This window comes from Nonomuraea sp. NPDC047529, assembly GCF_040642995.1.
GTDB lineage: Bacteria > Actinomycetota > Actinomycetes > Streptosporangiales > Streptosporangiaceae > Nonomuraea.
In genome coordinates this window covers 1-23,255 of record NZ_JBEYTJ010000031.1, presented here as the reverse complement: position 1 = coordinate 23,255, position 23,255 = coordinate 1, and the positions used below count along the sequence as shown (strand labels likewise).

The window sequence follows — 23,255 nt, the reverse complement described above, 5'->3', positions numbered from 1 at the left end:
GACAGAGGGCGCGGGCGTCTCGGGTTCGGGGTGGTGTGCCTTCGAGTGGGGGGACGGCCGTCAGCAGTCGCCTGGCGGCAGGCGGAGAGAGCGTCGTCATCGGTGGCCCAGCCCCGTGCGCGGCCGGTTCGTCCGACAAGGGCTCATCTGACCACGGTCACCAGTCGCGTGAACTCGCCCGGCAGGTCGACCCCGTCCCACACCCGGTGGAAGCTCAACGCGCTCCCCACCGGCACCATGCGATCGACCCCACGCCCGGCGAGCCCCCGGGCCAGCTCCTCCAGCTCACCCAGCGAGAACCCGAAGTGCGTCAACGTCTGGTCTTTACGCTCGACCATCGGGATCAGCTCCGCCAGAGTCGACACCCGCGCGTGCGCGAAGGTGCCCGCACCCAGCCACCGCCGGGGCATGGCGGCCGCCGCCGCCAGCGTGACGTTGGCCAGCGCGTTGCCCCGGAACTCGATCAGGTCCACCAGCCCGTCGGCGGCCAGCCCGTAGACCGAGACCCGCTTCTCCACCGCCATCGCCGCGTCGACCTCCCACCCGCGCCCGGCCAGCACCCGCGACACCTGCTCGGTGAAGTCACCCCGCGCCGCCTCGCAGTCGCCGTCGGCCCCCACCCAGAACACCGTCCGGGGCGAGGAGCAGGCGGCCTGGTCGAACCAGTAGCTGTCGTTGACGAACCCCTCGGCCGCCGCCACCCGGGCCGCGCGCGGCGCGCACAGCCACGCCGCCGCGCTCACCACCGCGAACGACGACCGGTCGGGAAAGGTCAGGTCGCGGGCGTGCGGCGCGAGCGGATGGCGGCGCACCTCGCGTACGGTGTCGTCGCCGCCCCAGATCACCCGCAGGTCGCAGGCCGCCGAGAGACCTGCGGTGACGGCCTCGGCCCGCCGGTCGTAGGACACGATGCGCTGCGTGGCCGCCACCACCGGATCGGCGTCGGCCAGCGCCTCCCGCAGCGTGTCGATGATGACCTCGGCCACCGCCCCCGCGCGCGGCGACAGGCGGACGACGTTGCGGTTGCCCATCAGGGCCGACAGGGCCCAGGAGTAGACGAAGACGGTGTCGACGTTCGCGGGCGGCAGGTGGAAGACCAGGCCGCGCGGCACGCGTACGTGGGAGGTGCGCAGCCCTTCGAGGGTGCGGGCCAGCTCGCTGGGCCGCAGGAAGAACCCCAGCGAGCCCAGCTCGGGATGGCGGCGGGCCAGCGCGGGCCGCAGCAGGCGCTTGCCGAACGCCGCCAGGAACGCCCGCATCCGCTCGTCGCCCACCTCAAGGGGGACGCCCTGCCGCATCTGCGCGAGCAGGTCCTCGACGGCGACGGGCGAGGCGCCGGGCGGGAAGCGCACCACGACCCCGGCCGCGTCGCCCAGCCGCGGCATCCGGGCGGTGATCGATTGATCGGTCATCGGCCGCCCTGCCTGAACGTGTCGCTGCAACCGCGCGCCTCGGCCCTCGGCAGCCTGCCCAGTACGGTGAACCGCTTGCCCGGCCAGTGGCCGTCGTCGACGCCGTGCACCATGCCCAGGTCCTCCGTCAGCAGTGCGTGGCCGGGATAGGAGGTGGGCAGGGTGCTGACCACCTCGATCAGCCCCGGCACGCCGGGCGGGGCCTCCCGCCAGGTGTCGGGGTCGCGGATGACGACGTCGGCGAAGTCGGGGCAGTAGAGCCCGTCGCCGTCGGGGCCCTCCAGGAAGACCGTGCCGATCTGCTCGACCATGCCGTAGAAGTTGTGGACCCTGGTCAGCCCGCAGTCGGCCGCCAGCCGCCGGCGGAACCCGTCGTTGTCGACCGCTTGCTCGGCCAGCCGCTTCCAGCCGCCCGAGTGGATCAGCACCCCCTCGGACAGGTCGGCCCCCAGGTCGCGCAGGTAGAGCCAGACCATGAAGGTGAACCCGAAGATCAGGAACGGCTTCCTGCCGTGGCGGGCCAGGAACGCCTCGACGGCCTCCGCGTCGACCTCGCCCTGCTCGTCGAGGACGAAGGTGTGGTCTCTGCCGAAGTTCATCATCCCGAGCACCCCGGCTCCCCGGGCGCTCAGGGTCGGGTCGCGGACGACCGAGCGGCCGTCGACGATCAGCATCGGCAGCCGCCGCTCGCCCAGCACCGCCCGCAGGGTCGCGGCCAGCATGCGCGGCTGCGCGGCGGCAGCCTCCCGGTCGAGGTAGACCCGGCTCGGGCGCTGCCCGGTGGTGCCGCTGGAGGTCAGGACCCGGAACACCTCCTCGGACGGGACGCTGCGCAGCTCGTGCGTCTTGAACAGCCGCACCGGCAGCCACGGCAGGTCGACCACCCGCTCGTAGGGCGGACGGGAGTCGATCGCGTCGAGGATGCGCCGGTAGGGCGGGCACGCCCGCCGGTGCCGCTCGGTCAGCGCCGCCAGCTCCCCGGCCAGCACCGCCTCCCGCGCGGCGGCGTCGAGCGTGAACACACTCACCGCCCAGCCTCCCCCCACAACCCCCGAACACCCACCCCGACCAAGGGCAGCCGCATCGTCCACGCCTCCGGAACACCCACCCCGACCGTGGACAGCCCCATCACCCGGCCTCCGGGTTCGACTCCAGTGTCCGGTAGTCGATCTTGCCGGTGGGCAGCAGCGGCAGGCGTTCGACGGCGCGTACGTCGATGCCGCTCCAGTGCAGCCGCAGCTCGGCGCCCAGCCGGCGGGCCAGGTTGCGGCACCCGGCCGCGTCGAGCCCCTCCGCCCACACCGTCACCCGGTCGTCGCCGCTGGTCGCCGCGACCGGCACGGTGTCGCGCAGCAGGAGCTCGACGTCGTCGAGGTTGACCCGTACGCCGAAGATCTTGGCGATGCGCCTGAGCCGGCCGGTGATGTGGAGGAAGCCCTCGTCGTCGAGCCGGCCGAGGTCGCCGGTACGCAGCACCCCGCCCAGGTCGTCGCCCCTGGCCAGGTCGGCGGCGGTCTCGGCGTAGCCCATCATCACGTTGGGCCCGTGGTAGACGACCTCGCCGTCGTGGATCGCCAGCCGCCCGCCGGGGACGGCCTGCCCCGCCGAGCCCGGTTTGTCGGCGAGCCGGTCGGGCGGCAGGACGGCGATGCGGGCCGTGGCCTCCGTCTGCCCGTACATGACGAAGAAGCGATCGGCCTGGGTGGCGAACAGGGACACCAGCTCGGGATTGAGCCGCCCGCCCGCCTGGGTGAGCGTGCAGATCGTGGGATGCTCGGCGCGGTCGAAGCGGAGCCTGCGCAGCATCTCGTACTGGTAGGGGACGGCCGCGAGCGAGGTGCACTTGTGCTCGTCGAGGTGCGTCCAGAAGGAACGTTCGAGCAGCCCGGCCTCGGTCAGGACGACCGTCGCCCCCGCGTGGAGGTGGCTGTTGAGCACGGACAGGCCGTAGCTGTAGTGCAGCGGCAGGCTCGTGGGCGCGATCTCGCCGGGCATGATCGACAATGCCGAGGCGATGGCGGCGGCGTTGGCCGAGACCGCCTCGCGGGACAGCCGCACCAGCTTGGGGTTGCCCGTCGAGCCCGAGGTGGCCAGGAGCACGGCCAGGTCGGGATGCGGGTCGGGGGCCTGGCCGCGGGAGCCCGGCGGGCCGTCGGGCGCGTGGGTGAACCCCACCAGCGCCGCGGGCCGGAACCGGTTCACCAGGTCGGCCAGGGCCGCGGCCGACAGGTCGGGGTCGAGCAGCGCGATCGGCCTGCCGGTCTGCCAGGCGGCTAGATAGCGCAGCACGGACGCCAGGTTGTTGCGCATGCCGCAGAACAGCGGCCCCGGCCGCAGCCTGGACAGGGCGTCGGCCACGCGGCCGACGCGTCGCGTCAGCTCGTCGCCGCCCAGCCCCTCCTGGTCGCCGGCGACGACGAGCCGGGCCTGCCCGGACGGGAACATCACGGCACCAGCCCGCCGTCGACCCCGAGCACCTGGCCGGTGATGAACGACGCGCCGGGCGAGAGCAGGAAGGCGACCGCCTGGGCGACGTCGTCGGGCCTGCCGATGCGCCGGAGCGGGGTCGCCCAGATCGCCGTCTCGCGGGCCTCCGGCTGGAGCGTCTTCAGCATGTCGGTCTCGATGTAGCCGGGGGCCACGCCGTTGACCCTGATGCCGGTCGGGCCCATCTCCCTGGCGGCGGCCACGGTGAGCCCGATGACGGACGCCTTGGTCGCGGAGTAGGCCGCCTGGTTGGCGCCGCCCGCGCGGCCCATGAGCGAGGAGACCAGCACGACGGCCGGGCTCTGCCCGCGCAGCAGCAGCCGGAAGGCCAGTTGCAGCGTGTGGGCCGGGGCCAGGGCGTTGGTGCGGTAGAGCTCGTCGAGGGTCTCGGCGCGGGCCATGGCCAGCGGGCCGGACGCGTAGACGCCGGCGTTGACCACCAGGGCGTCGAGCCGCCCGTGGCGCTGGGCGATGTCGCGCATGTGACCGGCGACCGTGGCCCGGTCGGCGACGTCGCCGTGGACGGACCACGTCTGGCCGCCGGTCGCCGCGGCCACCTCGGCGGCGGCCTTGTCGGCGCGTTCGGCGTCGCGGCCGTGGAGGACGACGGTGTGGCCCGCCGCGGCCAGGGTGGTGGCGATGGCGCGGCCTATGCCCCTCGTCGACCCCGTGACCAGGGCGACGCGGGCCTCAGACCGCGGCTGCGCCGATTCCATGCTTCTCCAGCAGCTCGCCCGCCTTGGCGAACGAGCTCATGTCGATCATGTCGTCGGTGTCGATGATGACGGAGAACTCGTCCTCCATCGCCGCGATCAACGCCATGTGGGCCAGGGAGTCCCACTGGGGGATGCCGCGGTATTCGAGGCGGTCGACGTGTGTGTCGGCCGGCAGGTTGAGCGCCGTGCGGAAGACGGCCCGCAGGCGGTCGAGATGACTCATAATGTCTCACTCTCTGTCCTCAAGCCATGACGAAGTGTAGCGGTGATTGTGGTGGCAGGAGAAACCAAACCCCCGACGTGAGTAATGGAAGCGTATAACGGCGCGTGGTCGTCGTTCGGGGCTGGGAATGTCCCAAGAGGCGCGCCAACCGCTACAGGGGGAATGATGGACGAATCCAATCACTGGTACGGGCACTCGCGCATTCTGGGCAGGTACTGCGACGTGCCGGACGAGACGCCGAAGCGAATCCAGGGCTTCCTTCAACACGGATGGAACTATCTCCACGGATTTCCCCCGAACGACCACTGGTGCAGCCCCGGATATCCCCGTTTCGTCTGGTCTGACGTGCTTCGTCGTCGAGGCTGGTCGATGGGCAGACGTGGCCACTATCTCATCGGCGCGCCCTGGATCTACCTCCTTCACCTGGAGCCGGATCTCGGCGTGGTCTCCGAGCGGAAGGGTACGATCTGGTATCCCTTTCATGGCTGGGAAAAGTCCTCCGTGATCGGGGACCACGCCCACCTCGCCGACGAAATCCGAAATGTCGAGACCGAACCGGTAACTGTCTGTCTATATTGGCTGGAATATGCGAATCCGGACATCCGGCGGGCGTACGAATCGAGGGGATTCAAGGTCATCTGTCACGGTGAGCGCGGCTCCCGGTGGGAGACCAAGGGGCGCGACTTCCTGCGCCGGCAGCTGATCCAGTTGCGGCGCCACCGCAGGGTGGCCTCCAACCGGCTCGGCAGCGCGCTGTTCTACGGCGCCTCGGTCGGCTGCGAGGTCGCCGTGTACGGAGACCCGATGCAGTACGAGGACGAGCGCCCCGAGTACGGCGGCACGGCGCGCCGCATGCGGCTCTGGCCCGAGCTGCACGGCACGCACGTCGATCCCGAGCTGGCCGCCGAGGTGGCGCGGCAGGAGCTGGGATTCGAACATCAGGCGACACCGGAGGAGCTACGGCGAATGTTCGGATGGAAGCGGGTGCCCGGAGGAGCGCCGGCAGGAGGAGGCGCGGCGGGAGCCGGGCGGCCCGAGCCATGGGCGAAGGCGACCGCCTCAGGGCGGCCGGTCCTGCTCCACGGGGTGACGTCATGAGCGAGCGCGTGAACGAGGCGCCCGACAACGTCCGCCTGATCGGCGGCGAGATGCTGCTGTGGTCGGACCTGTCCAACATGGCCGGCGTCACCGACTGGCGCGGCGCGGCCCTTGAGCTGGTCGGGCGGATGATCCCGGCGACCGGCCGGGTGCTGCTGGTCGGGCCGCATCCGCAGGTCCTGGTCGACGACGTGGTGGGCCGGGCGGGCGAGACGGCCGTGCTGCTGCGGTCCTACCCCGACGCCTGCGCCCTCGGCGAACGGCATCCGGAGCTCGCCGTCCACTGCGGGCGGCTCGACGTGTTCGACGCGGACGAGCCGTACGAGCTGGTGCTGGCGCTCGACGGGCTGCTGCGCACGCACTCGGCCGAGGCGCCGGCGGCGGCGTGGATCGAGTCGCTGCACGCGCTGTCCGCGCTCGTCGCGCCCGGCGGGCGGCTCGTGCTGGGCGTGCGCAACGACCTGGGCGTCGACCGGTTCATCGAGGCCAGGCCCGCCGACCGGGAGGGCGGCGACGACCAGTGGGCCCCCCACGGGTTCGACCCGAGCTACCCGAGCGGGCCCGGCGCGCTCGACGGCGCCCTTGAGGCGGCGGGGCTGAGCGTCGAGCGCTGTTACGCGGCCTATCCGGGGCGGCAGGCCCCCCGGGCGCTGCTGGCGCGCGAGGCGCTCGCCTTCGACCTGCCGGAGGCGGTCATGTTCCCGCTGAGCGCCAGGGGCGGCGACCGGATGCACGTGGCCGACCCGCTGCGGCTGACCCGGCTGGTGTTCCGGCACCGGTTGGGGGAGGAGCTGGCCCCGCTGTGGCTCGCGGTCGCCACCCGGCCCCCGACACCGGAGTCCGCCAACCGGAGCGCGGCCGGGCGGGCGCCGCAGGCCGAGGAGGCAGGCGCGCGAGCCCGCCGGCCGGAGACCGAGGGGGAAGGCGCCGAAACCCGGCAACCGGCGGCCGAGGGGGTGGTCGCGTTGCCGCTCGGGCTGATCGAGGAGGGGGCCGTCGTCCACGAGCTGACCAGGGCCGGTGTGCGGCGGTTGCCCGACGGCGAGGAGCGTCCCGTCCCGGCCGGCCGGGTGGTCGAGGAGATCCTGGTCGAGGCGTGCGCCCGCGAGGACACCAAGACCGTGCGCGAGCTGCTGTCGGCGCTGGCCGCCTGGCTGGAGGCCGACGGCGGCCCCTGCGTGACCGCCGACGGCCTGGTCCACGACGGCGAGCGGTTCGCCGCCATCGTCCAGACCGCCGCGCCGACCGTCCCGCCCGAGCCGCGTGTGGTGCTGTGCAGGATCCTGTGGCGGTTCGCCGTACGGCTGCTCGCGGCCGGCCACCACCACCCCTGGCCGTGGCCGCTGGAGGCCGACCAGCTCACGCTGACGCTCTGCGGCATGGCCGGCCGTCCCTGCGACCCGGGCGACCTCGACCTGGCCCGCAAGTTCGACGCCGAGCTGGGCCACCCGGCCGAGCAGGCCGACCCGCCCACCTACCGTGACCTGCTCGGCGCCCGAGACCGTCTGGCCGACCAGCTCACCGCAGCCCTGGCCAGGGTCTCCCGTCTGGAGACCAAGCTCTCCTACCGTGAGCGGGAGCTGGTCAGGGCCAGGTCCAAGCTGAGAAGGACCCAGCGCAAGACCGCCGCCTACCGGCGCACGCTCGGGTACCGCCTCTCCCGCCGTCTGGCCCGCCCGCGAAAGGTCGCCCGCAGGGTCATCCGACTGCTGTCCGGCTGACGAGCCGACGACAACGCTGAGGAGTGCATGTGCCGGTTCTTTCGGTGATCGTCCCGTTCCACAATGTCGAGAAGTACATCGGTCCCTGCCTGGACTCCATCTCCGCGCAGACGATGTCCGACCTGGAGGTCATCTGCGTCGACGACGGCAGTCGCGACGACGGCCGCGCCGAGGTCGAGTCCAGGCAGGCGGCCGATCCCCGGATCCGTCTCCTCAGGCAGCCCAACCAGGGCGTCGGACGGGCCCGCAACGTCGGCCTGACCCAGGCCACCGGCCGCTACCTGGCCTTCGTGGACGGCGACGACACCGTGCCGCGGGAGGCGTTCAAGCGGCTGGTGTCCTCGCTGGAGTCCACGGGCTCCGACCTGGCCTGCGGGAACGTCATGCGGCTCTACCGCAACCTGCTCATCCCCTCCTGGGCCCATCGGGAGGCGTTCGCGACGCCGGTGAGGCGTACCCACATCACCCGCCACCCGTTGCTGATCCGCGACCGCATGTTGTGGAACAAGGTCTACCGCCGGTCCTTCTGGGACCGGCTGGGCCTGAGCTTCCCCGAGCGCATGTACGAGGACCAGCCCGTCGCCATGGCCGCCCACGTGGGCGCCCGCTCGGTGGACGTGCTGTCCAAGGTCGTCTACCACTGGCGGCAGCGCGACGAGCCCGGCTCCTCGATCACCCAGCGCCGCCTGGAGGCGGGGAACCTGCGCGACCGGCTGCTGTCGGTGCTGCAGACCGCCGACCTGCTGGCCCGCGAGGCGCCGAAGCTCAAGCCCGACTTCGACCGCGACACGCTCGACATCGACATGACGGTGGCGGTCGAGGCGGCCGCCACGACGGGCGTCCGGCCCGAGCTGCTGGACCTGATGGTCCGCTACCTCGACGGCGTGTCCCGCGAGTGCTGGCGGAGCGTCCCGTTCGAGCACCGGATCCAGGTGCACCTGCTGCACCGGCGCCGGCTGGAGGAGCTGGCCGAGGTGTACGAGCAGGCCCGCGCGGGCCTGCTGCAACCGCGCGTCAGACCGGCGGGCCTGCTGCGCAGGCGCTGGTACGGCCGCCACCCGGCGATCCCCGCGCACCTGTCGGAGATCTCCGAGGCGCTGACCCTGACCGCCCGCCTGGTGTCGCTGGAGTGGCGCGACGGCGTGCTGACCGGCGCGGGCCGGGCCGCGCTCGGCCGCTTCGACGTTGGGGCGCTGCGCCGGGTGCGCCTGCGCGCCTGGCTGGCCGAACGCGCGACCGGCGAGGTCATCCACCTGTCGGAGGAGGACAGCGCCCCCGTCTGGGAGACCGTCGAGCTGGAGGAAGGCGTCGCGGCGCCCGAGCACGCCTTCCCGTTCGCCTTCGCCGTCGACCCCGCCGTGTTCACGCCCGCCCAGCTCGCCCGGCGCGGCCACTGGGAGCTGCGCGTGATGCTCAAGGGCCACGGGCTGAAGCTCGACGCCAAGGTGGCCGGGCCGCGCTGGCTGCCGCCGCCGGTGCCCGCGCCGCGCCGCAGGTCGGGCGTGTGGCTGGTGCCGGCGCGCAGCGCCAAGGGCGCCTGGGGGCTGCGGCTGCGGCACGCCCAGGCGCTCATCGGCGAGTGCCGCGTCGACGACGGCGACCTGGTGTTCTCGGGCCGGATCAACGACCTCGGCGACGGCGAGCCCGTGGTGCGGCTGCGGCGCAAGAGCGACGGCGAGGAGATGTACTTCCCCGTCGCGCTGGCCGGCCAGGACTTCTCCGCGCGGGTGCCGCTGGCCGGCATCGACGAGTGCGTGGGCCGCGAGTCGTGGTGGGAGGTGGTCATCGACCAGGGCCGGCCCATCCGCCCGCTCGTACGGCGGCCCGGGCGCCAGGTCGCCACCGTGGACGACCGGCGCTTCCTCATCGACCGCAGCGAGGACGGCTGCCTGCTGCTGGCCGAACGCTGACCGCCCGGGCCCTCAGGCGAGGATCGCGGCGAGGGTCTCGACGACGAGGTCCTGCTCGCCGTCGGTCAGGTCGGCGAACAGCGGCAGCGACAGCTCCTCGGCGTAGTACGCCTCCGCGCGCGGGCACAGCCCACGCCGGTATCCGAGGTCCTCGAACACCGGGTGCCAGTACGCCGGGATGTAGTTGACCTGCACGCCGATGCCCGCGGCCCGCATACGTTCGTAGACCTCGCGCCGGCGGCCGTCGCGCACCCTGACCGGGTAGAGGTGCCAGCTCGGCGTGACGTAGGCCCGCCGGCCGGGCAGCGTGAGGCCGGGCACGTCGCGCAGCAGCGTGTTGTACCGGGCGACCAGCTCGGCGCGGCGGGCGCGGAAGCGTTCGAGGCGGCGCAGCTGGCTGACGCCCAGGGCGCACAGCACGTCGGGCAGCCGGTAGTTGAGCCCGAACTCGTGCACCTCCTGGTGCCAGCCGCCGTGGCCGGGGTCGCGCTGCCCGGCCGGGTCGCGGACCAGGCCGTGGTCGCGGAAGCGGGCGGCCCGCTCGAACCGGCCGGGGTCGGCCACGGCCACCGCGCCGCCCTCGGCCGTCGTCACGGTCTTGGTCGGGAAGAACGAGAACGTCGTCAGGTCGGCCACCGACCCCACCGGCCGGTCCTTGTAGGACGCCCCGATCGAGTGCGCCGCGTCGGCCACCAGCACGGCGCCGGCCCGTTCGGCGAGCGTGCGCAGCTCGTCGTAGTCGGCGGGATGGCCCGCGTAGTCGACGCCCGTGATCGCCCGCGTCCGGTGCGTGACCAGCGCGTCGACCGAGTCGGGGTCGATGTTGCCGGTGTCGGGCTGGACGTCGGCGAAGGCCACCCGCGCGCCGCGCAGCGCGGCCGTGGCCGCCGTGGCGACGAAGGTGAGCGGCGAGGTGATCACCTCGTCACCCTGACCGACGCCGGCCGCCGCGTACGCGACGTGCAGCGCGGCCGTGCCGGACGTGACCGACACGCAGGGCACGCCGCCGGTCCACCGCGCCAGCTCGCTCTCGAACAGCCTGACCGCCGGACCTGTGGTCAGCCAGTCGCCGCGCAGCACCTCAGCCACCGCCTCGATGTCGGACTCGATGATGGACTGTCGTCCGTAGGGCAGCATCAGCCGGCCACCATGTCGCGCAGGTCGCGCACGGACAGCCACCGGTCGTTGGTGTCGGAGCGGTAGGAGAACCCCTCGGGCAGCAGCTCGCCGGTCTGCGGCGCCTGGTAGCCCCAGGTCGCGATCGTGGGCTGGACGACGTAGCGGTCGGCCAGGCGCAGGGTCCGGCGGCCGTCGTCGGCGCCGATCATCTCCTCGTGCAGCTTCTCGCCCGGCCTGATGCCGATCTCGTAGACCGGGCTGTCGGGGGCCAGCGCCTCGGCCAGGTCGGTGATGCGCATGCTGGGGATGCGCGGCACGTAGAGCTCGCCGCCCTGCATGAGGTCGAAGGAGTCGACCACGAACCGCACGGCCTGGTCGAGGGTGATCCAGAACCGGGTCATGCGCTTGTCGGTGATCGGCAGGCTGCCGCCCTGCTCGGCCAGGCGCAGGAAGAACGGCACCACCGAGCCCCTGCTGCCGACGACGTTGCCGTAGCGGACGACGGCGAAGCGGGTCTTGTGGGCGGCGGCGTAGTGGTTGGCCGAGACGAACAGCTTGTCGGCGACCAGCTTGGTGGCGCCGTAGAGGTTGATCGGGCTGGAGGCCTTGTCCGTGGACAGCGCGACGACCTTGCGCACGCCGCAGTCGATGGCCGCCTCGACCACGTTCTGGGACCCGGCGACGTTGGTGCGGACGTACTCGAACGGGTTGTACTCGGCGGTGTCGACCTGCTTGAGCGCGGCGGCGTGGACGACGTGGTCGACGCCGTGCATGGCGCGGGTGAGGCGGTCGCGGTCGCGTACGTCGCCGATGAACCAGCGCAGGCGTTCGTCGTCGCGGAAGAGCTGCTTGAGCTCGTACTGCTTGAGCTCGTCGCGGGAGAAGACCACCAGGCGGCGCACCCCGAGCGAGTCGAGCGCGTAACGGATGAACGCCTTGCCGAAGGACCCCGTTCCTCCCGTGATCAGAATGGACGATCCACTGAGAATGCTCACGCGGCCCCCTGAAATCGCGCTGACGAACTGTGGTCGTTCGAGCTGGCCGGTAGCATAGCGCGATCGGTCAACCACGTATGGTCACACAGGGGAATGTGGTTTTGATGCGTATTGTCGGAATCATCCAGGCTCGGATGGGCTCCACGCGGCTGCCCGGAAAGGTGCTGCGCGACCTCGGCGGACGTTCGGTCCTGGGGTGGGTGGTGCGCGCCGCGCGCGAGTCGCGGGCGCTCGACGACCTCGTGGTGGCCACGACGACGCAGGCCGCCGACGACGCGGTGGCGGCCGAGTGCGACCGGCTCGGCGTGGCCTGCCACCGGGGGCCCGTCGACGACGTGCTGACCCGGTTCATGGACGCGCTGGCCGGGCGGGAGGCCGAAACGGAAGCGGGGGCGGTGATGCGCTTCACGGCCGACTGCCCGCTGCTCGACCCCGTCGTGATCAGGGAGGCGGCGCTCGTCTTCCGCGCGGTCCCGGGCCTCGACTACCTCAGCACGAGCCTGGCCAGGACGCTGCCGCGCGGGCTCGACGTGGAGATCGTCGGCAGGGCGGCCCTGGAGCGCGCCGACGCCGAGGCCACCGGTTTCCACCGCGCCCATGTCACCTCCTACGTCTACGCGCACCCGGGCGAGTCGCGGCTGCTCGGCCTCGCCTACCAGCCCGCGGCCGACGACCTGCGGGTCACGCTCGACACCGACGACGACTGGCGGCTCATCGCCCGCGTGGTCGAGGAGCTGGGCGACGCCTGCGTCCCCGTCCGCACGCTGGTGGGCTGGCTGCGGGCGCGGCCGGAGGTCTGCGAGCTCAACGCCCACGTACGCCAGAAGGAGCTGCAGGACGCATGAGCGGGCGGGTGGGCGTGCGCTGCGACGCCGCGGCGGGGAGTGGGGCCGGACATCTCGTGCGGTGCGTGGCGCTGGCCGAGGAGCTGTGCGCGCGGGGCGTCGAGGTGGTCTTCCTCGGCACGGTCTCCGGTTCGGAATGGGCGATGGATCAACTCAGGAGCCGGGGTCTGCCGCTGGTGACCGCCCCCGCGCCGCCCGACCGGCTGGCCGCGCTGGCCTGCGAGCTGCGGCTCGACGCCGTGGTGCTGGACTCGTACGAGCTGCCCGAGGGCACCGGCGCGGCGCTGAGGGCGGCGGGCTTCCCGGTGCTGGCGATCGTCGACGGCGACCCGCTGGGCCAGGAGGCCGACCTCTACCTCGACCAGAACCTCGGCGCCGAGGACCGGCCCTTCCCGCTGCCCCGCGACTCCTGGCGGCTGGCGGGCACCCGGTACGCGCTGCTGCGTGACAGCGTCCGGGGCCGGCGCAGGGTGCGGGAGGCCGGGCCGGTGCCGCGGGTGCTCTGCTTCTTCGGCGGCACCGACAGCGCGGGCGTGGCCCCCGCCTGGGCCGAGGCGCTGGCGTGCACGGGCGTGCCGTTCCAGGCCACGCTGGTCAGCCCGGAGCCGTTCGAGGCGGGGGAGGGCATCACCGTCATCCCGCCCACCGACCGCCTGCCGGAGCTGATGGCCGCCGCCGACCTCGTGGTCACCGCCGCGGGCTCGGCCATCTGGGAGCTGCTCCACCTCGGCGTGCCCACGGCGCTGAGCTGGGTGGCCGACAACCAGCTCGTCGGCTACCGGGCGCTGGTGGGCCGGGGGGTGGCCGCCGGGCTGGGCCGGGTGGCCGACGCCGAGGCGGTCGGCGTGCTCGCCCGGCTGCTCGCCGACCCCGCGCTGCGCGAGGAGCACGGCAGGCGGGGCGGCGGGCTGGTCGACGGCAAGGGCAGGGAACGCGTCGCCGACGCCTTCCTCGACCTGTGGATCAGATGAGGTCCCAGGTCAACGGCGTGCCGAGGGGCGCGTCGCGGGTGAACCTGCGGCCCATCACCTCGTCGGCGGCGTCGGGGTGCAGGCCGCCGGCCGGGCGGATCGACCGCACGTTCTCCCCGGTCACCGGCTCGCCCGCGCGTACGTCGCGGACCACGTGAAGCGATCGGCGGAAGCGCAGCCCCTCGCGCTCGGACTCGCGCGGCCCGAGCACCGGGCGGCCCAGCGACTGCCAGGCCCGCTCGCTCTCCTCCACCAGCGCCGCCAGCTCGGGCGGCTCCAGCGAGAAGGCGGCGTCCACGCCGCCGTCGGCCCGCGACAACGTCACGTGTTTCTCGATCAGGCAGGCGCCCAGCGCGACCGCCGCCAGCGCCGCCCCGATGCCGGGGGTGTGGTCGGAGACGCCGACCTCGGCGCCGGTGAGCGCGGCCAGCAGCGGCAGCGAGCGCAGGTTGCTCTCGGCCGGGGAGGCGGGGTAGGAGGCGGTGCAGGACAGCACGGCGAGCTGCGTGCAGCCCGCCTGGCGGGCCGCCGTGGCCGCGGCCTCGATCTCGCCCGCCGTGGCCATGCCGGTGGAGATGATCAGCGGCTTGCCGGTGGACGCGGCCAGCCTGATCAGCGGCAGGTCCACGATCTCCGACGAGGCGATCTTGTACGCGGGCGCGTCGAGCTTCTCCAGCAGCTCCACGGCGGTGGGGTCGAAGGGCGCGGAGAAGGCCGCGAGGCCGTGCTCACGGGCCCGCTCGAAGATCGGCTCGTGCCACTCCCAGGGGGTGTGGGCGCGTTCGTACAGGCGGTAGAGGCTCTCGCCGCCCCACAGCGCGTGCCCGTCGCCCACGCGGAAGGCGGGGCCGTCGGCGTCGACGGTGATCGTGTCGGGCCGGTAGGTCTGCAGCTTCAGCGCGTGCGCCCCGCCGGCCGCCGCCGCGTCGACGATGGCCAGGGCCCGCTCCAGGCTCCCGTTGTGGTTGCCGGACATCTCGGCGATCACGAACGGCGGCCGGTCGGCCCCGATCGTCCGCCCTCCGATGGACATCATCCTTGCTCCTCCTTGGTCAGCTGGACGGCGACGACCTCGCGCGACACCCCGTCGACCGGCCTCCGGTAGGTCGCGACCTCGGTGAACCCGAAGCGCCTGTGCAGCCGCCGCACCGACTCGTTGTCGGCCAGCACCTCGCCGCGCAGGGTCGTCAGCCCGAGCGGGCCGAACGCGTGCTCGATGGCGGCCCGCTCCAGGCCCACCCACGCCCTCAGCACCGCGCCGGACCGTTCGAGGCCGTCGAGGTCGAGGTAGAAGCCCCAGGAGGCGCTGTCGCCGCCGAGGTCCGAGTACGTCACCACCCCGGCGCGGGCCCCGGCATGGTCGTAGATCAGCACCTGCCTGGTCGCGTCCGCACGGACGGCGGCCCACCAGCGGGCGTGCTCGTCGGCGGAGATCTCGTGGCCGGTGAAGCTGGTGGCGCGCACTCTCGGATGGTTGCGCCAGCGGCGCATCACGGGCAGATCATCGTCCCGGACGCATCTCAGCACCGTTCCCCCTACCATTCGTGCTCGACTCATTGCACAACGTAGCGGATTCCGGGTCGGGTAAAGAGCTCATCAGGGACAGGCATCGGGCGCGGAATCGGCGAGGCGGCCACGGCATGCTGCCCTCGACCGCCTTCCACGAAAGCCAAGGAGCGTCATGATCCCCCTGCTCAGTGTCATCGTCCCGGTCCACAATGTGGAGCCGTACCTGACGGAGTGCCTGAAATCGCTGGCCGCGCAGACCATGGAGGACTTCGAGGTCATCATGGTCGACGACGGCTCGGTCGACGGCAGCCGGCGGCTGGCCGACGACTTCGTGGCCCGCGACTCCCGCTTCACGCTGGTCGAGCAGCAGAACCTGGGGCCGGGGCCGGCGCGCAACGAGGGGATCGGCCGGGCCAGGGGCACCTATCTCGCCTTCGCCGACAGCGACGACGTCGTTCCGCCGCACGCGTACGAGGTGCTGATCGCCAAGCTCGGCGAGACCGGCTCCGACCTGGCCTGCGGCGCGGTCAGGCGCATGGTGGACGGCGTTCTGGAGGAGTCGATCCTGCACGAGCGGGTCTTCCGGCGGCCCGTGCTGTGCACCCACATCACCGACAAGAAGGTCCTGATCAGGGACCGTACGGTGTGGAACAAGGTCTACCGCGCCGACTTCTGGCGGCGGCACGGGCTGCGCTTCCCCGCCGGCATCTACGAGGACGTGCCGGTCGCCATGCAGGCCCACGTCCTGGCCACCAGCGTGGACATGGTGGACGACGTCGTCTACCACTGGCGCAGGCGCGACGAGGGGGAGACCTCGATCACACAACGCCGCTCGCAGCTGCCCAACCTGCACGAGCGCCTGACCGCCATCCGCTCGGTGCGCGCCTTCCTGGAGGACGGCGCGCCGGAGCTGCTGCCCGAGTTCGACGCGCTGGTGCTGGAGAAGGACATCGTCTTCCTGTTCCAGGCGCTGGAGGCGGCGCGGGAGGCGGGCCACGACCTGGTGCCGCTGCTGGGGCTGGCCGACGCCTGGCTGGACGAGCTGAGCCCCAGGGCCCTGGCCACCGCGCCCTCGCTGCGCCGCCTGGAGCTGCACCTGACCAGACGTGGCCTGATCGACCAGCTCCGCGCGGTACGCGATTTCCGCCGCAGCCGGCTGGACGGCACGCGGGTGCGCCCGCGCGGCTTCCGCACCGTCAACTGGTACGGCGACTACCCCTTCTTCCGGCAACGCCGCCGGCTCGGCATCCCCGACGACGTCTACGACGCCCGCGACGAGCTCAAGCTGATCGCCCGGGTGGACGACTGCGCCTGGACGGGCACCGAGTACCGGGTGCGCGGCGAGGTGTCCTTCCACCGGGTCGATCGCAAGGTCGGCAAGGTGAGCGTGTGGCTGAGCGACGGCCGCCGCAGAGTACCCCTGGAGGTCCGGCGTGCCGGCCGGTACGGCGTGAGCGTCGGCATCGACCCCAGGGTGCTCGAAGGCGGCGGCCCGGCCTGGCGGCTCATGGTCAAGGCGGAGACCCGTGGCCTCGTGCTCAAGGGCTGGTTCCGCGACGGAGACGCGCACGGTGCGTGGCGGTTTTCCCTGCAAGGTTGGTCAAGAAGCGGCATGGACATGCCCCAGTAGTTCCAGACAGTAATCGTCAGACGGCGGACCGTAGCCATGCTGGGATCCATGAGGACCTATTCGCTGGATGACGTCTACGAGACACGCAAGCGGAGAGACTCCTGGTGGACCGTGTATTTCGTGGACCCGGTCGCCTGCCGGGTCGCCCTTCCCGTCGCCAACCGCACCCGGATCACGCCCAATGGGCTCACGGTTTTCTCGCTGGTCCTCGGCATGGTGTCAGCGGCCTGCTTCGCGCTGGACCAGCTCGTCGCCGGCGCCCTGATGTTCTACCTGAGCTTCACGATCGACTGCGTGGACGGCAAGATCGCCCGGCTCAAGGGCACGGGGACGCCCTTCGGGCTCTGGCTGGACTACGTGGGGGACCGGGTCAGGGTCGTCCTGTGCGCCGGGGGGCTGGCGTACGGGCAGTACGTCCTGACGGAGGATGTCCGGTACGTGGTGCTCGGCGCGGCGGTGGCCGTGCTCGACCTGTTCAGGTACGTCAACGCCCCGCAGATGAAGCGGGTGCGCGAGGCCGTCAGGGAGGAGCGGGGGGAGCCGGAGCTGCCCGGCGAGGACACCGTCCCCCTGGACCGGGCGCCCGCGGACCTCGACCTGCGCATGCTTGTCGAGCGCGGCACGCGCCCCGGTGGTCGCAGGCGCCGGCTGCCTTCCTTCTTCAGGCGCCTCAACAGGTTCCTGGCCAGGCACCGGGTGCGTTCGCACCTGATCAGCGGCATCGAGTTCCATGCGGCGGTCTTCGTGATCGCGCCGCTCGCCGGCGTGTGGGCGCTGATCCCGCTCGCGGCGGCCGCCGGAGTCCTGCTGCTGGCCAACGAGATCTTCCTTGTCTACCGGATGTGGCTCTTCACGCGCAGGCACAGCGTGCCCTCCCAGGAGAGCCGAGAGCACGTTCTCGTCTAAGTTTTCGGGGGTTAATACGAAATGTCCGACCGGCCAGTCTTCGTCATTGGATGCCCGCGGTCCGGCACCACGATGCTCCAGCTCATGCTCCACTCGCACCCGCGCATGGCGGTGCCGCCGGAGACGCGCTTCCTCGTTCCCGCTTATTACCGGCGCCGCACATGGGGCGACCTGCGGGTCCCTCAGCGGCGCAAGGCACTGGCGCAGTGGATCGCGACCGACCGCAGCACGAAGTTCCGCGAGCTCAAGATCGACAAGGACGAGTTCATCCGGCAGGCCGTGGAGGGGCCGGGCTCGCTCGGCTCGGTCATCGGCACGGCCTTCCGCATGTACGCCGACCGCTTCGACAAGGCCCGCTGGGGCGACAAGAGGCCCAGCTACGTCAAGCAGACCGACCTGCTGTTGCGCCTCTTCCCCGACGCCCAGTTCATCCACCTGATCAGGGACGGCCGCGACTGCGTGGCCTCGCTGAAGGAGATGCCCTGGTACACGCTGGACTCCTTCCACGCCATCTCCACCTGGGCCGAGGCCATCGATGCCGGTGAGCGGCTGCGCCGCACGCTGCCCGACGACACCTACTACGAGCTGCGCTACGAAGACCTCACCGACGACCCGATGACCGAGATGAAGAAGCTCTGCCACTTCCTGGAGGAGGACTTCGCGCCGTCGATGATCTCCCCCCGCGAGGCGGCCGTGCAGGCGGTCCCGCAGCACAAGGTCTGGCACAGCAACACCCACCGCGAGGTCACCCGCAGCCGCGTCGGAAGCTGGGCCAACCGCCTGGACGACTGGGAGATCGCGCTGTGCGAGCACGTGCTCGGCGAGCGGCTCCGGGCCAACGGCTACGAGCTGACCGACGCGCCCAGGCCGGCCAAGGAGCACGTGACGGCCTGCCAGAAGACCATGCAGAAGCGCAAGGCCAGCCGTTCGCGCAAGGCCATGCGCGACCGCTTCAACCGGCTGCGCGAGCCCAGCCCGGTCGGCGCGCTGCTCACCTCCACGCAACAGACGCTGGCCGGCATCCCGCAGCAGCGTCCCGAGGTGACCGTCTAGCGCTCGATGTGCGCGAACAGGGACTCCCAGCGGTCCAGCACGTGGTCGAGGCGGAACGCCTCGGCCCGTGCCCGGGCGGCGGCCCCCAGCCGCCGCCGCTCCCGCGCCGACCCCATCAGCGCGGCCAGCTCGGCGGCGAACGCGTCCACGTCCCCCGGCGGCACCCGTACCGGGCCGGCCGAGCGGACGCCGCCCGACACGTCGAAGGCCACCGACGGCACACCGTGGGCGCACGCCTCCAGCAGCACCACCGGCAGGCCCTCGTGCTCGCTGGTCAGCGCCACCAGCGAGGCGTTCAGGTACTCCTCGCGCATGCGATGAGCGGGCACCAGGCCGCGGAAGACCACCCGGTCCGCGACGCCCTCCCCCGCCGCGTGCGCCCGTAGCCGCTCGCGTTCGGCGCCGTCGCCGATCAGGTGCAGCTCCCAGGGCGGCGGCGGCTCGGCGCGGGCGAACGCGCTGATCAGCCGGTCGAACCGCTTGACGCCCTCCAGCCGGCCCACGCCCAGCACCCGCGGCACGTCGAGCGCCGACGTCTCCTCGGGCCAGGCGCCCAGCGGGTTGGGCAGCGTCCAGGTGTTGGGCAGCAGCGCGTGCTCGGAGAAGGCCCAGGCGTCGTCCTCGCTGAGGAAGAGCGCCTGGTCGAGGTCGGGATAGTGCTTCCTGATCGAGGCCAGGTGCCAGCAGTCGCGGGCGTGGCCGTACGAGCCGTGGTACTGCCCGATCGAGCGGAACCCGGCGGGCAGCAGCCCCGCCATCCTGGTCACCACCGACGGCGAGGTCAGCACCGCGTACCCGGGGCGGACGTCGCGCAGCAGCTCCTTCACCCTGCGGTCGGCCAGCCGCCGGGCCAGCGGGCCCTGCGTGCCGAGCGGGCCGCCGACCACGTGCTGCCGGTAACGCGGCCGGTCCACGTAGCGGAAGGGCGTGGCGGCCCGGTGCAGGCCGACGACGTGCACCTCGTGGCCGCGTCCGGCCAGGCCCTGGGCCAGGGTGTGGGTGACCTGCTGGATGCCGCCGAGCGTGTCGGCGTCCAGGCAGGCGAAGACGACGGTCATCGCCTGCGCCCCTCGAAGAAGTCGTCCACGATGCGGGCGGAGGCGTCCCCCTGCTCGTCGGCGCACCACAGGGCGCGGAAGGCGGCGTACTTGGCGGCGAAGGCGGCGTGCACCTCGGGCAGGTTCCGCAGCACGTCCACCAGCTCCGCCGTGGTCGTCACGCACGGGCCGGGCGCGATGGCGGGCAGGTCGTGGTAGACGCCGCGTTCGGAGAGCCGGTAGTCGTCCCAGTCGTCGATGAGGAACACCATCGGCCTGCCGGTCACCGCGTAGTCGCACATCACGGACGAGTAGTCGGTCAGCAGCGCGTCCGAGGCCAGCATCAGGTCGTTGATCTCCGGATAGGACGCGGCCGGCCGGACGAAGTGCCTGAGCCGTTCGGGCGGGTCGTACTTCTCGACCGGATGCGTGCGCAGGACGACCACCCACTCGCCGGCCAGTTCCCTGGCCATGAGGTCCAGGTCGGCGCGTACCGAGCGGCCGCTCATCTTGTCCCGGTCGCGGTAGGTGGGCGCGTAGAGCAGGACCTTGCGCCCCGGCGGGATCTCCAGCCGGGCCCGCACGTCGCCGGTCGCCTCCGCCCGCACCAGCGCGTCGCAGCGCGGCGTGCCGCACCGGTAGACCTTGCCGTCGTAGCCGTTGGAGGGCAGGAACACCCGGGAGAACTCCGCGCTCGGCGAGACCAGCGCGTCCCAGCGGGCGACGGCGGCCCGCCACTGCTCGCGCGGCCGGTCGAAGTCGCCGCGCAGGTCGGGCGCGTCGAAGCCGATCGACTTGATGCCCTGCCCGTGCCAGGTCTGCAGGTAGCGGGTGCCGGGCGGCTTCGGGTAGTCCAGCGGGAAGCCGTGGCTGTCCACCCAGATCCCGGCGCGGGCCATCGTCCACAGGTAGCGCCAGCTTCCCCGGCGGACCAGCCGTGCGTCGGCGGGGAAGTTCTTGCGGCCCTTGGCGACCGACCAGACCGCCTCGATCGGCAGGCCGCGCCGCCGCACCTCCTCGTAGATGGCCCGGGGGCTGCCGTTGTAGCCCTTGCCGACGTCCGACTCGAACAGGGCGAGGTCGTCGCGCCGCGGCACCACCTTGATCAGCAGCTTGTACGCGCGCAGCTTGGCGCGCGGCGTGTTGAGCTTCAGCAGCAGCCGGCGGGCCCGCCGCAGCGCCGAGCGGACCCGCGAGTGCGTGCGCACGCACAGGTAGGCGGCATAGCCCTCGGCCTTCACCGTGCAGCCGGGCAGCTCGATCGGCTCCAGGTTGGGGTCGACGATCAGCCGGTCGGTGGTGACGTGGCCGTCGGAGCGGCGTCTGAAGCCGATGCGCGGGTCGCTCCTGCCACAGGGGGAGAAGACGACCTCGCTGACGTACCCGCCGTCGCCGGAGGGGACCGGCCGGATCGGCACGCGCTCCCCGCCCGCCTCCAGGAACGCCTCCCACTCGGGCGGCAGCACGCCGAACGGGTCGTAGGTGCGCACGATCATCCGCACCCGCTCGCCGTTCGTGGCCAGGCCGGTCACCTCGTGCCGCAGCCGGGAGTCGGTGTAGGGCAGCTCGGCCAGGCGCAGCGGGGTGATGTCCAGCCACGGCGCGGCCGTCGTGCCCCAGTACGTGCGCCCGTCCACCTGCACGGCCGCCCGCGGCGCGGCCCGGGGACCGGTCAGCGAGCCGGCCGCCACGCGCAGGTCGTCGATCCTGTCGTCCAGGATGAGCCGGCAGCAGACCCGGTCCATCGGCTCGATCCGGTCGAACACCTCGCCGGGGATCTCCTCCAGGTACGGCCGCACGACCGAGGCGAACTCCTTCACCCACACCAGGTCGCGCGCGGGCAGCGGGTTGAGGTAGACCCGCAGGTCCTGCCGCAGGAACCGGTACTGCCGGTGCGGGACCAGGTCCTCGGCGCCGTAGCCGCGCAGGATGTCGTCGCTCAGCCGGGCCGCGATCACCCGCTGCCGTACGTTGTCCATCTCGTCGATGCTGAGCGAGATCGACTCGTTCGAGGACGCCCGGTGCCAGTGGTAGACCACCCACGGGACGATCGCGAACCGGCGGGCCACGGCGTACAGCTCGGTGGCGAAGACGTGGTCCTCGTAGTGGATGTCCTCGGGGAAGCGCAGCACGTGGTCGCGCAGCCAGGCGACGTTGTAGAGCTTGTTGGTGCTGAAGGAGTCGAGGAACAGCTCGGGCTCCGCGCGGATGCCCTCGACCACCCGCCGCCGGGCGAACAGCGACGGATAGTACGGGCGCAGCCGCCCGTCCCGCTCGAACAGGCGGGAGATCTGCCCCGACACGAAGTCGGCCCCGGTGCGCTCGATCTCGGTGAGCAGGCTCTTGCACGCGTGCCTGGGCAGCTCGTCGTCGCTGTCGAGGAACATGGCGTACGGCGCCCTGGCGGCGTCGATCCCGTCGTTGCGCGGGGCTCCGCAGCCGCCGCTGTTGCTCTCCCTGCGCAGGTAGCGCACCCGCGGGTCCTCGGCCATGAGCCGCGCGGCGACCTCGGGCGTGCCGTCCGTGCTCGCGTCGTCGGAGATGATCACTTCGAGGTCGCGCAACGTCTGTCGCAGCACGGACCGCACGGCCCTGGGCAGGCGAGCAGCGTCGTTGTACGAGATCACGACAACGCTGCAGTCCGGCATCCCGACGTCCCCCCAGTAATGACCTGCGGGAATGGCACTTCCCCGGGACGGCGTGAAGTGACCGGACTTTATGTGGTTTTTGCTGAAAATCAGCGTATAAGGCGACGAATCACCCAGATGAGGATCGTGAGCGCCACCAGGCCGCCCGCGATCGGCGCGATCCGTTTGAGCAGCGGCTGCCCGGCGATCTCCAGCAGGTCGAGCGCCTCCTCGTCAGGGGTGCGCGAGGTGCGCAGCGTGCCCGAAGGCCGCACGTCCGGCTCGGGGGCGGGCACCGGGCTCAGGTGCCGCTCCTCTTCCTCCACCTGCGACTCCACGGGCGCGACCGGCACCTGCGGCACGACCGGCTCCTGGGGCGCGACCGGCTCCACCACGGGCTCGGAGAGCAGCTGGGCGAGGTTGCCGGCGAACCGGTCGATCAGCTTGGCCCCGACCTCGGCCATGACCCCGCGCCCGAACTGCGCCGGCCGCCCGGTCACGTTGAACGTCGTCTCCACGGCCACCGACGTGCGCCCCTCGGCCGGCGTCAGGCGTGCCCTGACCGTGGCCGATGCCGTGCCGGAGCCCCTGGCCTCCTTGCCCGACGCCTGGATCGTGAGCGTGTGGGCGTCTTTGTCGACGTCCTCGAAACTGGCCGAGCCCCGGTAGGTGACGGTGATCGGGCCGACCTTGACCTTCAGCCGGCCGGTGAACTCGTCGCCCTCGAAGATGTCGAGCGTCGCCCCGGGCAGGCAGGGCGCGACCCGTTCGACGTCGAGCAGCACCGCCCATGCCTGCTCGATCGGAACCGGGACAGTGAACTCGTGCTCGAACCGCATCGCCATCGATCCGCTCCTTCCGAGGTTGGTTGCGACACTACGTCGAGGCGGGGGGCCCCCCCAACAGCCGCCCCCCCCCCGAAAAACGGCGCCCCGCCGCCCAGGGCAGCCCCCGGGCCGCCAGCACGCGCGCGCCCTGGTGGGCGGGGGACGAGCT

Annotated in this window: 20 protein-coding genes; 8 read left to right on the top strand and 12 right to left on the bottom strand. The window is 72.3% G+C overall.

Features of this window, described 5'->3' with window-relative positions; genetic code table 11:
• Window positions 1-143: 143 nt before the first annotated feature.
• From ABZ815_RS36790 to ABZ815_RS36770, 5 genes are all read right to left on the bottom strand, one after another.
• Window positions 144-1,412 (bottom strand): acyl-CoA reductase, encoded by a 1,269-nt coding sequence (locus tag ABZ815_RS36790; protein ID WP_357705838.1) that lies wholly within the window; start codon window positions 1,410-1,412, stop codon window positions 144-146.
• Window positions 1,409-2,440: an acyl-protein synthetase gene (locus ABZ815_RS36785; RefSeq protein WP_357705837.1), complete on the bottom strand. Its 1,032-nt coding sequence runs from the start codon at window positions 2,438-2,440 to the stop codon at window positions 1,409-1,411. Before ABZ815_RS36785 ends, ABZ815_RS36790 begins: the two co-directional genes overlap by 4 nt.
• Before the next feature lie 100 nt (window positions 2,441-2,540).
• Complete coding sequence (locus tag ABZ815_RS36780; RefSeq protein WP_357705836.1) at window positions 2,541-3,857, bottom strand: AMP-binding protein; 1,317 nt, start codon at window positions 3,855-3,857, stop codon at window positions 2,541-2,543.
• Entirely contained in the window at window positions 3,857-4,615 is a 759-nt protein-coding gene (locus tag ABZ815_RS36775) for an SDR family oxidoreductase (protein WP_357705835.1), read from the bottom strand. The genes ABZ815_RS36780 and ABZ815_RS36775 overlap by 1 nt, the downstream gene beginning before the upstream one ends.
• A complete protein-coding gene (locus ABZ815_RS36770) occupies window positions 4,590-4,838 on the bottom strand; it encodes an acyl carrier protein (RefSeq protein ID WP_357705834.1) in 249 nt (82 codons plus the stop codon). The genes ABZ815_RS36775 and ABZ815_RS36770 overlap by 26 nt, the downstream gene beginning before the upstream one ends.
• A gap of 162 nt (window positions 4,839-5,000) precedes the next feature.
• Between ABZ815_RS36770 and ABZ815_RS36765 the strand changes: the two genes are divergently transcribed.
• From ABZ815_RS36765 to ABZ815_RS36755, 3 genes are read left to right on the top strand one after another with little or no spacing between them, the layout of a single operon-like run.
• Entirely contained in the window at window positions 5,001-5,936 is a 936-nt protein-coding gene (locus ABZ815_RS36765) for a hypothetical protein (RefSeq protein WP_357705833.1), read from the top strand.
• The gene (locus tag ABZ815_RS36760; protein WP_357705832.1) at window positions 5,933-7,657 is read left to right on the top strand and encodes a hypothetical protein; all 1,725 of its coding nucleotides are present in this window, start codon (window positions 5,933-5,935) and stop codon (window positions 7,655-7,657) included. The genes ABZ815_RS36765 and ABZ815_RS36760 overlap by 4 nt, the downstream gene beginning before the upstream one ends.
• 29 nt (window positions 7,658-7,686) lie before the next feature.
• Window positions 7,687-9,567 carry a glycosyltransferase family 2 protein gene (locus tag ABZ815_RS36755; RefSeq protein WP_357705831.1) on the top strand — a complete coding sequence of 627 codons (1,881 nt, stop codon included), beginning with the start codon at window positions 7,687-7,689 and terminating at the stop codon, window positions 9,565-9,567.
• A gap of 12 nt (window positions 9,568-9,579) precedes the next feature.
• Here ABZ815_RS36755 and ABZ815_RS36750 read toward each other — a convergent pair whose 3' ends face one another.
• Both ABZ815_RS36750 and pseB read right to left on the bottom strand, forming a co-directional pair.
• Entirely contained in the window at window positions 9,580-10,704 is a 1,125-nt protein-coding gene (locus tag ABZ815_RS36750) for an aminotransferase class V-fold PLP-dependent enzyme (RefSeq protein WP_357705830.1), read from the bottom strand.
• On the bottom strand, window positions 10,704-11,681 hold the full coding sequence (pseB, locus tag ABZ815_RS36745; RefSeq protein WP_357705829.1) for a UDP-N-acetylglucosamine 4,6-dehydratase (inverting): 978 nt from the start codon (window positions 11,679-11,681) through the stop codon (window positions 10,704-10,706). The genes ABZ815_RS36750 and pseB overlap by 1 nt, the downstream gene beginning before the upstream one ends.
• A 104-nt stretch (window positions 11,682-11,785) precedes the next feature.
• Here pseB and ABZ815_RS36740 point away from each other — a divergent pair, with 104 nt between their 5' ends.
• On the top strand, window positions 11,786-12,526 hold the full coding sequence (locus tag ABZ815_RS36740) for a glycosyltransferase family protein (RefSeq protein WP_357705828.1): 741 nt from the start codon (window positions 11,786-11,788) through the stop codon (window positions 12,524-12,526).
• Window positions 12,523-13,497, top strand: coding sequence for a hypothetical protein (locus ABZ815_RS36735; RefSeq protein WP_357705827.1), 975 nt, complete (start codon window positions 12,523-12,525; stop codon window positions 13,495-13,497). The genes ABZ815_RS36740 and ABZ815_RS36735 overlap by 4 nt, the downstream gene beginning before the upstream one ends.
• Here ABZ815_RS36735 and pseI read toward each other — a convergent pair.
• Window positions 13,490-14,533: a pseudaminic acid synthase gene (gene pseI, locus ABZ815_RS36730; RefSeq protein WP_357705825.1), complete on the bottom strand. Its 1,044-nt coding sequence runs from the start codon at window positions 14,531-14,533 to the stop codon at window positions 13,490-13,492. The two genes, ABZ815_RS36735 and pseI, sit on opposite strands and share 8 nt — an antisense overlap.
• Window positions 14,530-15,039, bottom strand: a complete 510-nt coding sequence (locus tag ABZ815_RS36725; protein WP_357705824.1) for a GNAT family N-acetyltransferase — start codon at window positions 15,037-15,039, stop codon at window positions 14,530-14,532. Before ABZ815_RS36725 ends, pseI begins: the two co-directional genes overlap by 4 nt.
• Window positions 15,040-15,178: 139 nt before the next feature.
• Here ABZ815_RS36725 and ABZ815_RS36720 point away from each other — a divergent pair, with 139 nt between their 5' ends.
• Genes ABZ815_RS36720 through ABZ815_RS36710 form a run of 3 tightly spaced genes read left to right on the top strand, consistent with a single transcriptional unit; the run spans window position 15,179 to window position 18,595 of the window.
• Entirely contained in the window at window positions 15,179-16,636 is a 1,458-nt protein-coding gene (locus tag ABZ815_RS36720) for a glycosyltransferase (RefSeq protein WP_357705823.1), read from the top strand.
• Between the two features lie 48 nt (window positions 16,637-16,684).
• The gene (locus tag ABZ815_RS36715) at window positions 16,685-17,542 is read left to right on the top strand and encodes a CDP-alcohol phosphatidyltransferase family protein (RefSeq protein ID WP_357705822.1); all 858 of its coding nucleotides are present in this window, start codon (window positions 16,685-16,687) and stop codon (window positions 17,540-17,542) included.
• Between the two features lie 21 nt (window positions 17,543-17,563).
• Window positions 17,564-18,595, top strand: coding sequence for a sulfotransferase (locus ABZ815_RS36710; RefSeq protein WP_357705821.1), 1,032 nt, complete (start codon window positions 17,564-17,566; stop codon window positions 18,593-18,595).
• On the opposite strand, the gene ABZ815_RS36705 is transcribed toward ABZ815_RS36710, so the two are convergent.
• The 3 genes from ABZ815_RS36705 to ABZ815_RS36695 form a co-directional block, all read right to left on the bottom strand.
• Complete coding sequence (locus ABZ815_RS36705) at window positions 18,592-19,653, bottom strand: glycosyltransferase (RefSeq protein ID WP_357705820.1); 1,062 nt, start codon at window positions 19,651-19,653, stop codon at window positions 18,592-18,594. The two genes, ABZ815_RS36710 and ABZ815_RS36705, sit on opposite strands and share 4 nt — an antisense overlap.
• On the bottom strand, window positions 19,650-22,280 hold the full coding sequence (locus ABZ815_RS36700) for a CDP-glycerol glycerophosphotransferase family protein (protein ID WP_357705818.1): 2,631 nt from the start codon (window positions 22,278-22,280) through the stop codon (window positions 19,650-19,652). The genes ABZ815_RS36705 and ABZ815_RS36700 overlap by 4 nt, the downstream gene beginning before the upstream one ends.
• 89 nt (window positions 22,281-22,369) lie before the next feature.
• On the bottom strand, window positions 22,370-23,104 hold the full coding sequence (locus tag ABZ815_RS36695) for an SRPBCC family protein (protein ID WP_357705817.1): 735 nt from the start codon (window positions 23,102-23,104) through the stop codon (window positions 22,370-22,372).
• Between the last annotated feature and the right edge of the window lie 151 nt (window positions 23,105-23,255).

What these genes read in the sequence shown, in the direction of transcription:
- ABZ815_RS36790 (WP_357705838.1), bottom strand. Translation starts at nt 1,412, where the DNA reads ATGACCGATCAATCGATCACCGCCCGGATGCCGCGGCTGGGCGACGCG.
- ABZ815_RS36780 (WP_357705836.1), bottom strand. Translation starts at nt 3,857, where the DNA reads ATGTTCCCGTCCGGGCAGGCCCGGCTCGTCGTCGCCGGCGACCAGGAG.
- ABZ815_RS36775 (WP_357705835.1), bottom strand. Translation starts at nt 4,615, where the DNA reads ATGGAATCGGCGCAGCCGCGGTCTGAGGCCCGCGTCGCCCTGGTCACG.
- ABZ815_RS36770 (WP_357705834.1), bottom strand. Translation starts at nt 4,838, where the DNA reads ATGAGTCATCTCGACCGCCTGCGGGCCGTCTTCCGCACGGCGCTCAAC.
- ABZ815_RS36765 (WP_357705833.1), top strand. Translation starts at nt 5,001, where the DNA reads ATGATGGACGAATCCAATCACTGGTACGGGCACTCGCGCATTCTGGGC.
- ABZ815_RS36760 (WP_357705832.1), top strand. Translation starts at nt 5,933, where the DNA reads ATGAGCGAGCGCGTGAACGAGGCGCCCGACAACGTCCGCCTGATCGGC.
- ABZ815_RS36750 (WP_357705830.1), bottom strand. Translation starts at nt 10,704, where the DNA reads ATGCTGCCCTACGGACGACAGTCCATCATCGAGTCCGACATCGAGGCG.
- ABZ815_RS36740 (WP_357705828.1), top strand. Translation starts at nt 11,786, where the DNA reads ATGCGTATTGTCGGAATCATCCAGGCTCGGATGGGCTCCACGCGGCTG.
- ABZ815_RS36735 (WP_357705827.1), top strand. Translation starts at nt 12,523, where the DNA reads ATGAGCGGGCGGGTGGGCGTGCGCTGCGACGCCGCGGCGGGGAGTGGG.
- pseI (WP_357705825.1), bottom strand. Translation starts at nt 14,533, where the DNA reads ATGATGTCCATCGGAGGGCGGACGATCGGGGCCGACCGGCCGCCGTTC.
- ABZ815_RS36725 (WP_357705824.1), bottom strand. Translation starts at nt 15,039, where the DNA reads ATGGTAGGGGGAACGGTGCTGAGATGCGTCCGGGACGATGATCTGCCC.
- ABZ815_RS36720 (WP_357705823.1), top strand. Translation starts at nt 15,179, where the DNA reads ATGATCCCCCTGCTCAGTGTCATCGTCCCGGTCCACAATGTGGAGCCG.
- ABZ815_RS36715 (WP_357705822.1), top strand. Translation starts at nt 16,685, where the DNA reads ATGAGGACCTATTCGCTGGATGACGTCTACGAGACACGCAAGCGGAGA.
- ABZ815_RS36710 (WP_357705821.1), top strand. Translation starts at nt 17,564, where the DNA reads ATGTCCGACCGGCCAGTCTTCGTCATTGGATGCCCGCGGTCCGGCACC.
- ABZ815_RS36705 (WP_357705820.1), bottom strand. Translation starts at nt 19,653, where the DNA reads ATGACCGTCGTCTTCGCCTGCCTGGACGCCGACACGCTCGGCGGCATC.
- ABZ815_RS36700 (WP_357705818.1), bottom strand. Translation starts at nt 22,280, where the DNA reads ATGCCGGACTGCAGCGTTGTCGTGATCTCGTACAACGACGCTGCTCGC.
- ABZ815_RS36695 (WP_357705817.1), bottom strand. Translation starts at nt 23,104, where the DNA reads ATGGCGATGCGGTTCGAGCACGAGTTCACTGTCCCGGTTCCGATCGAG.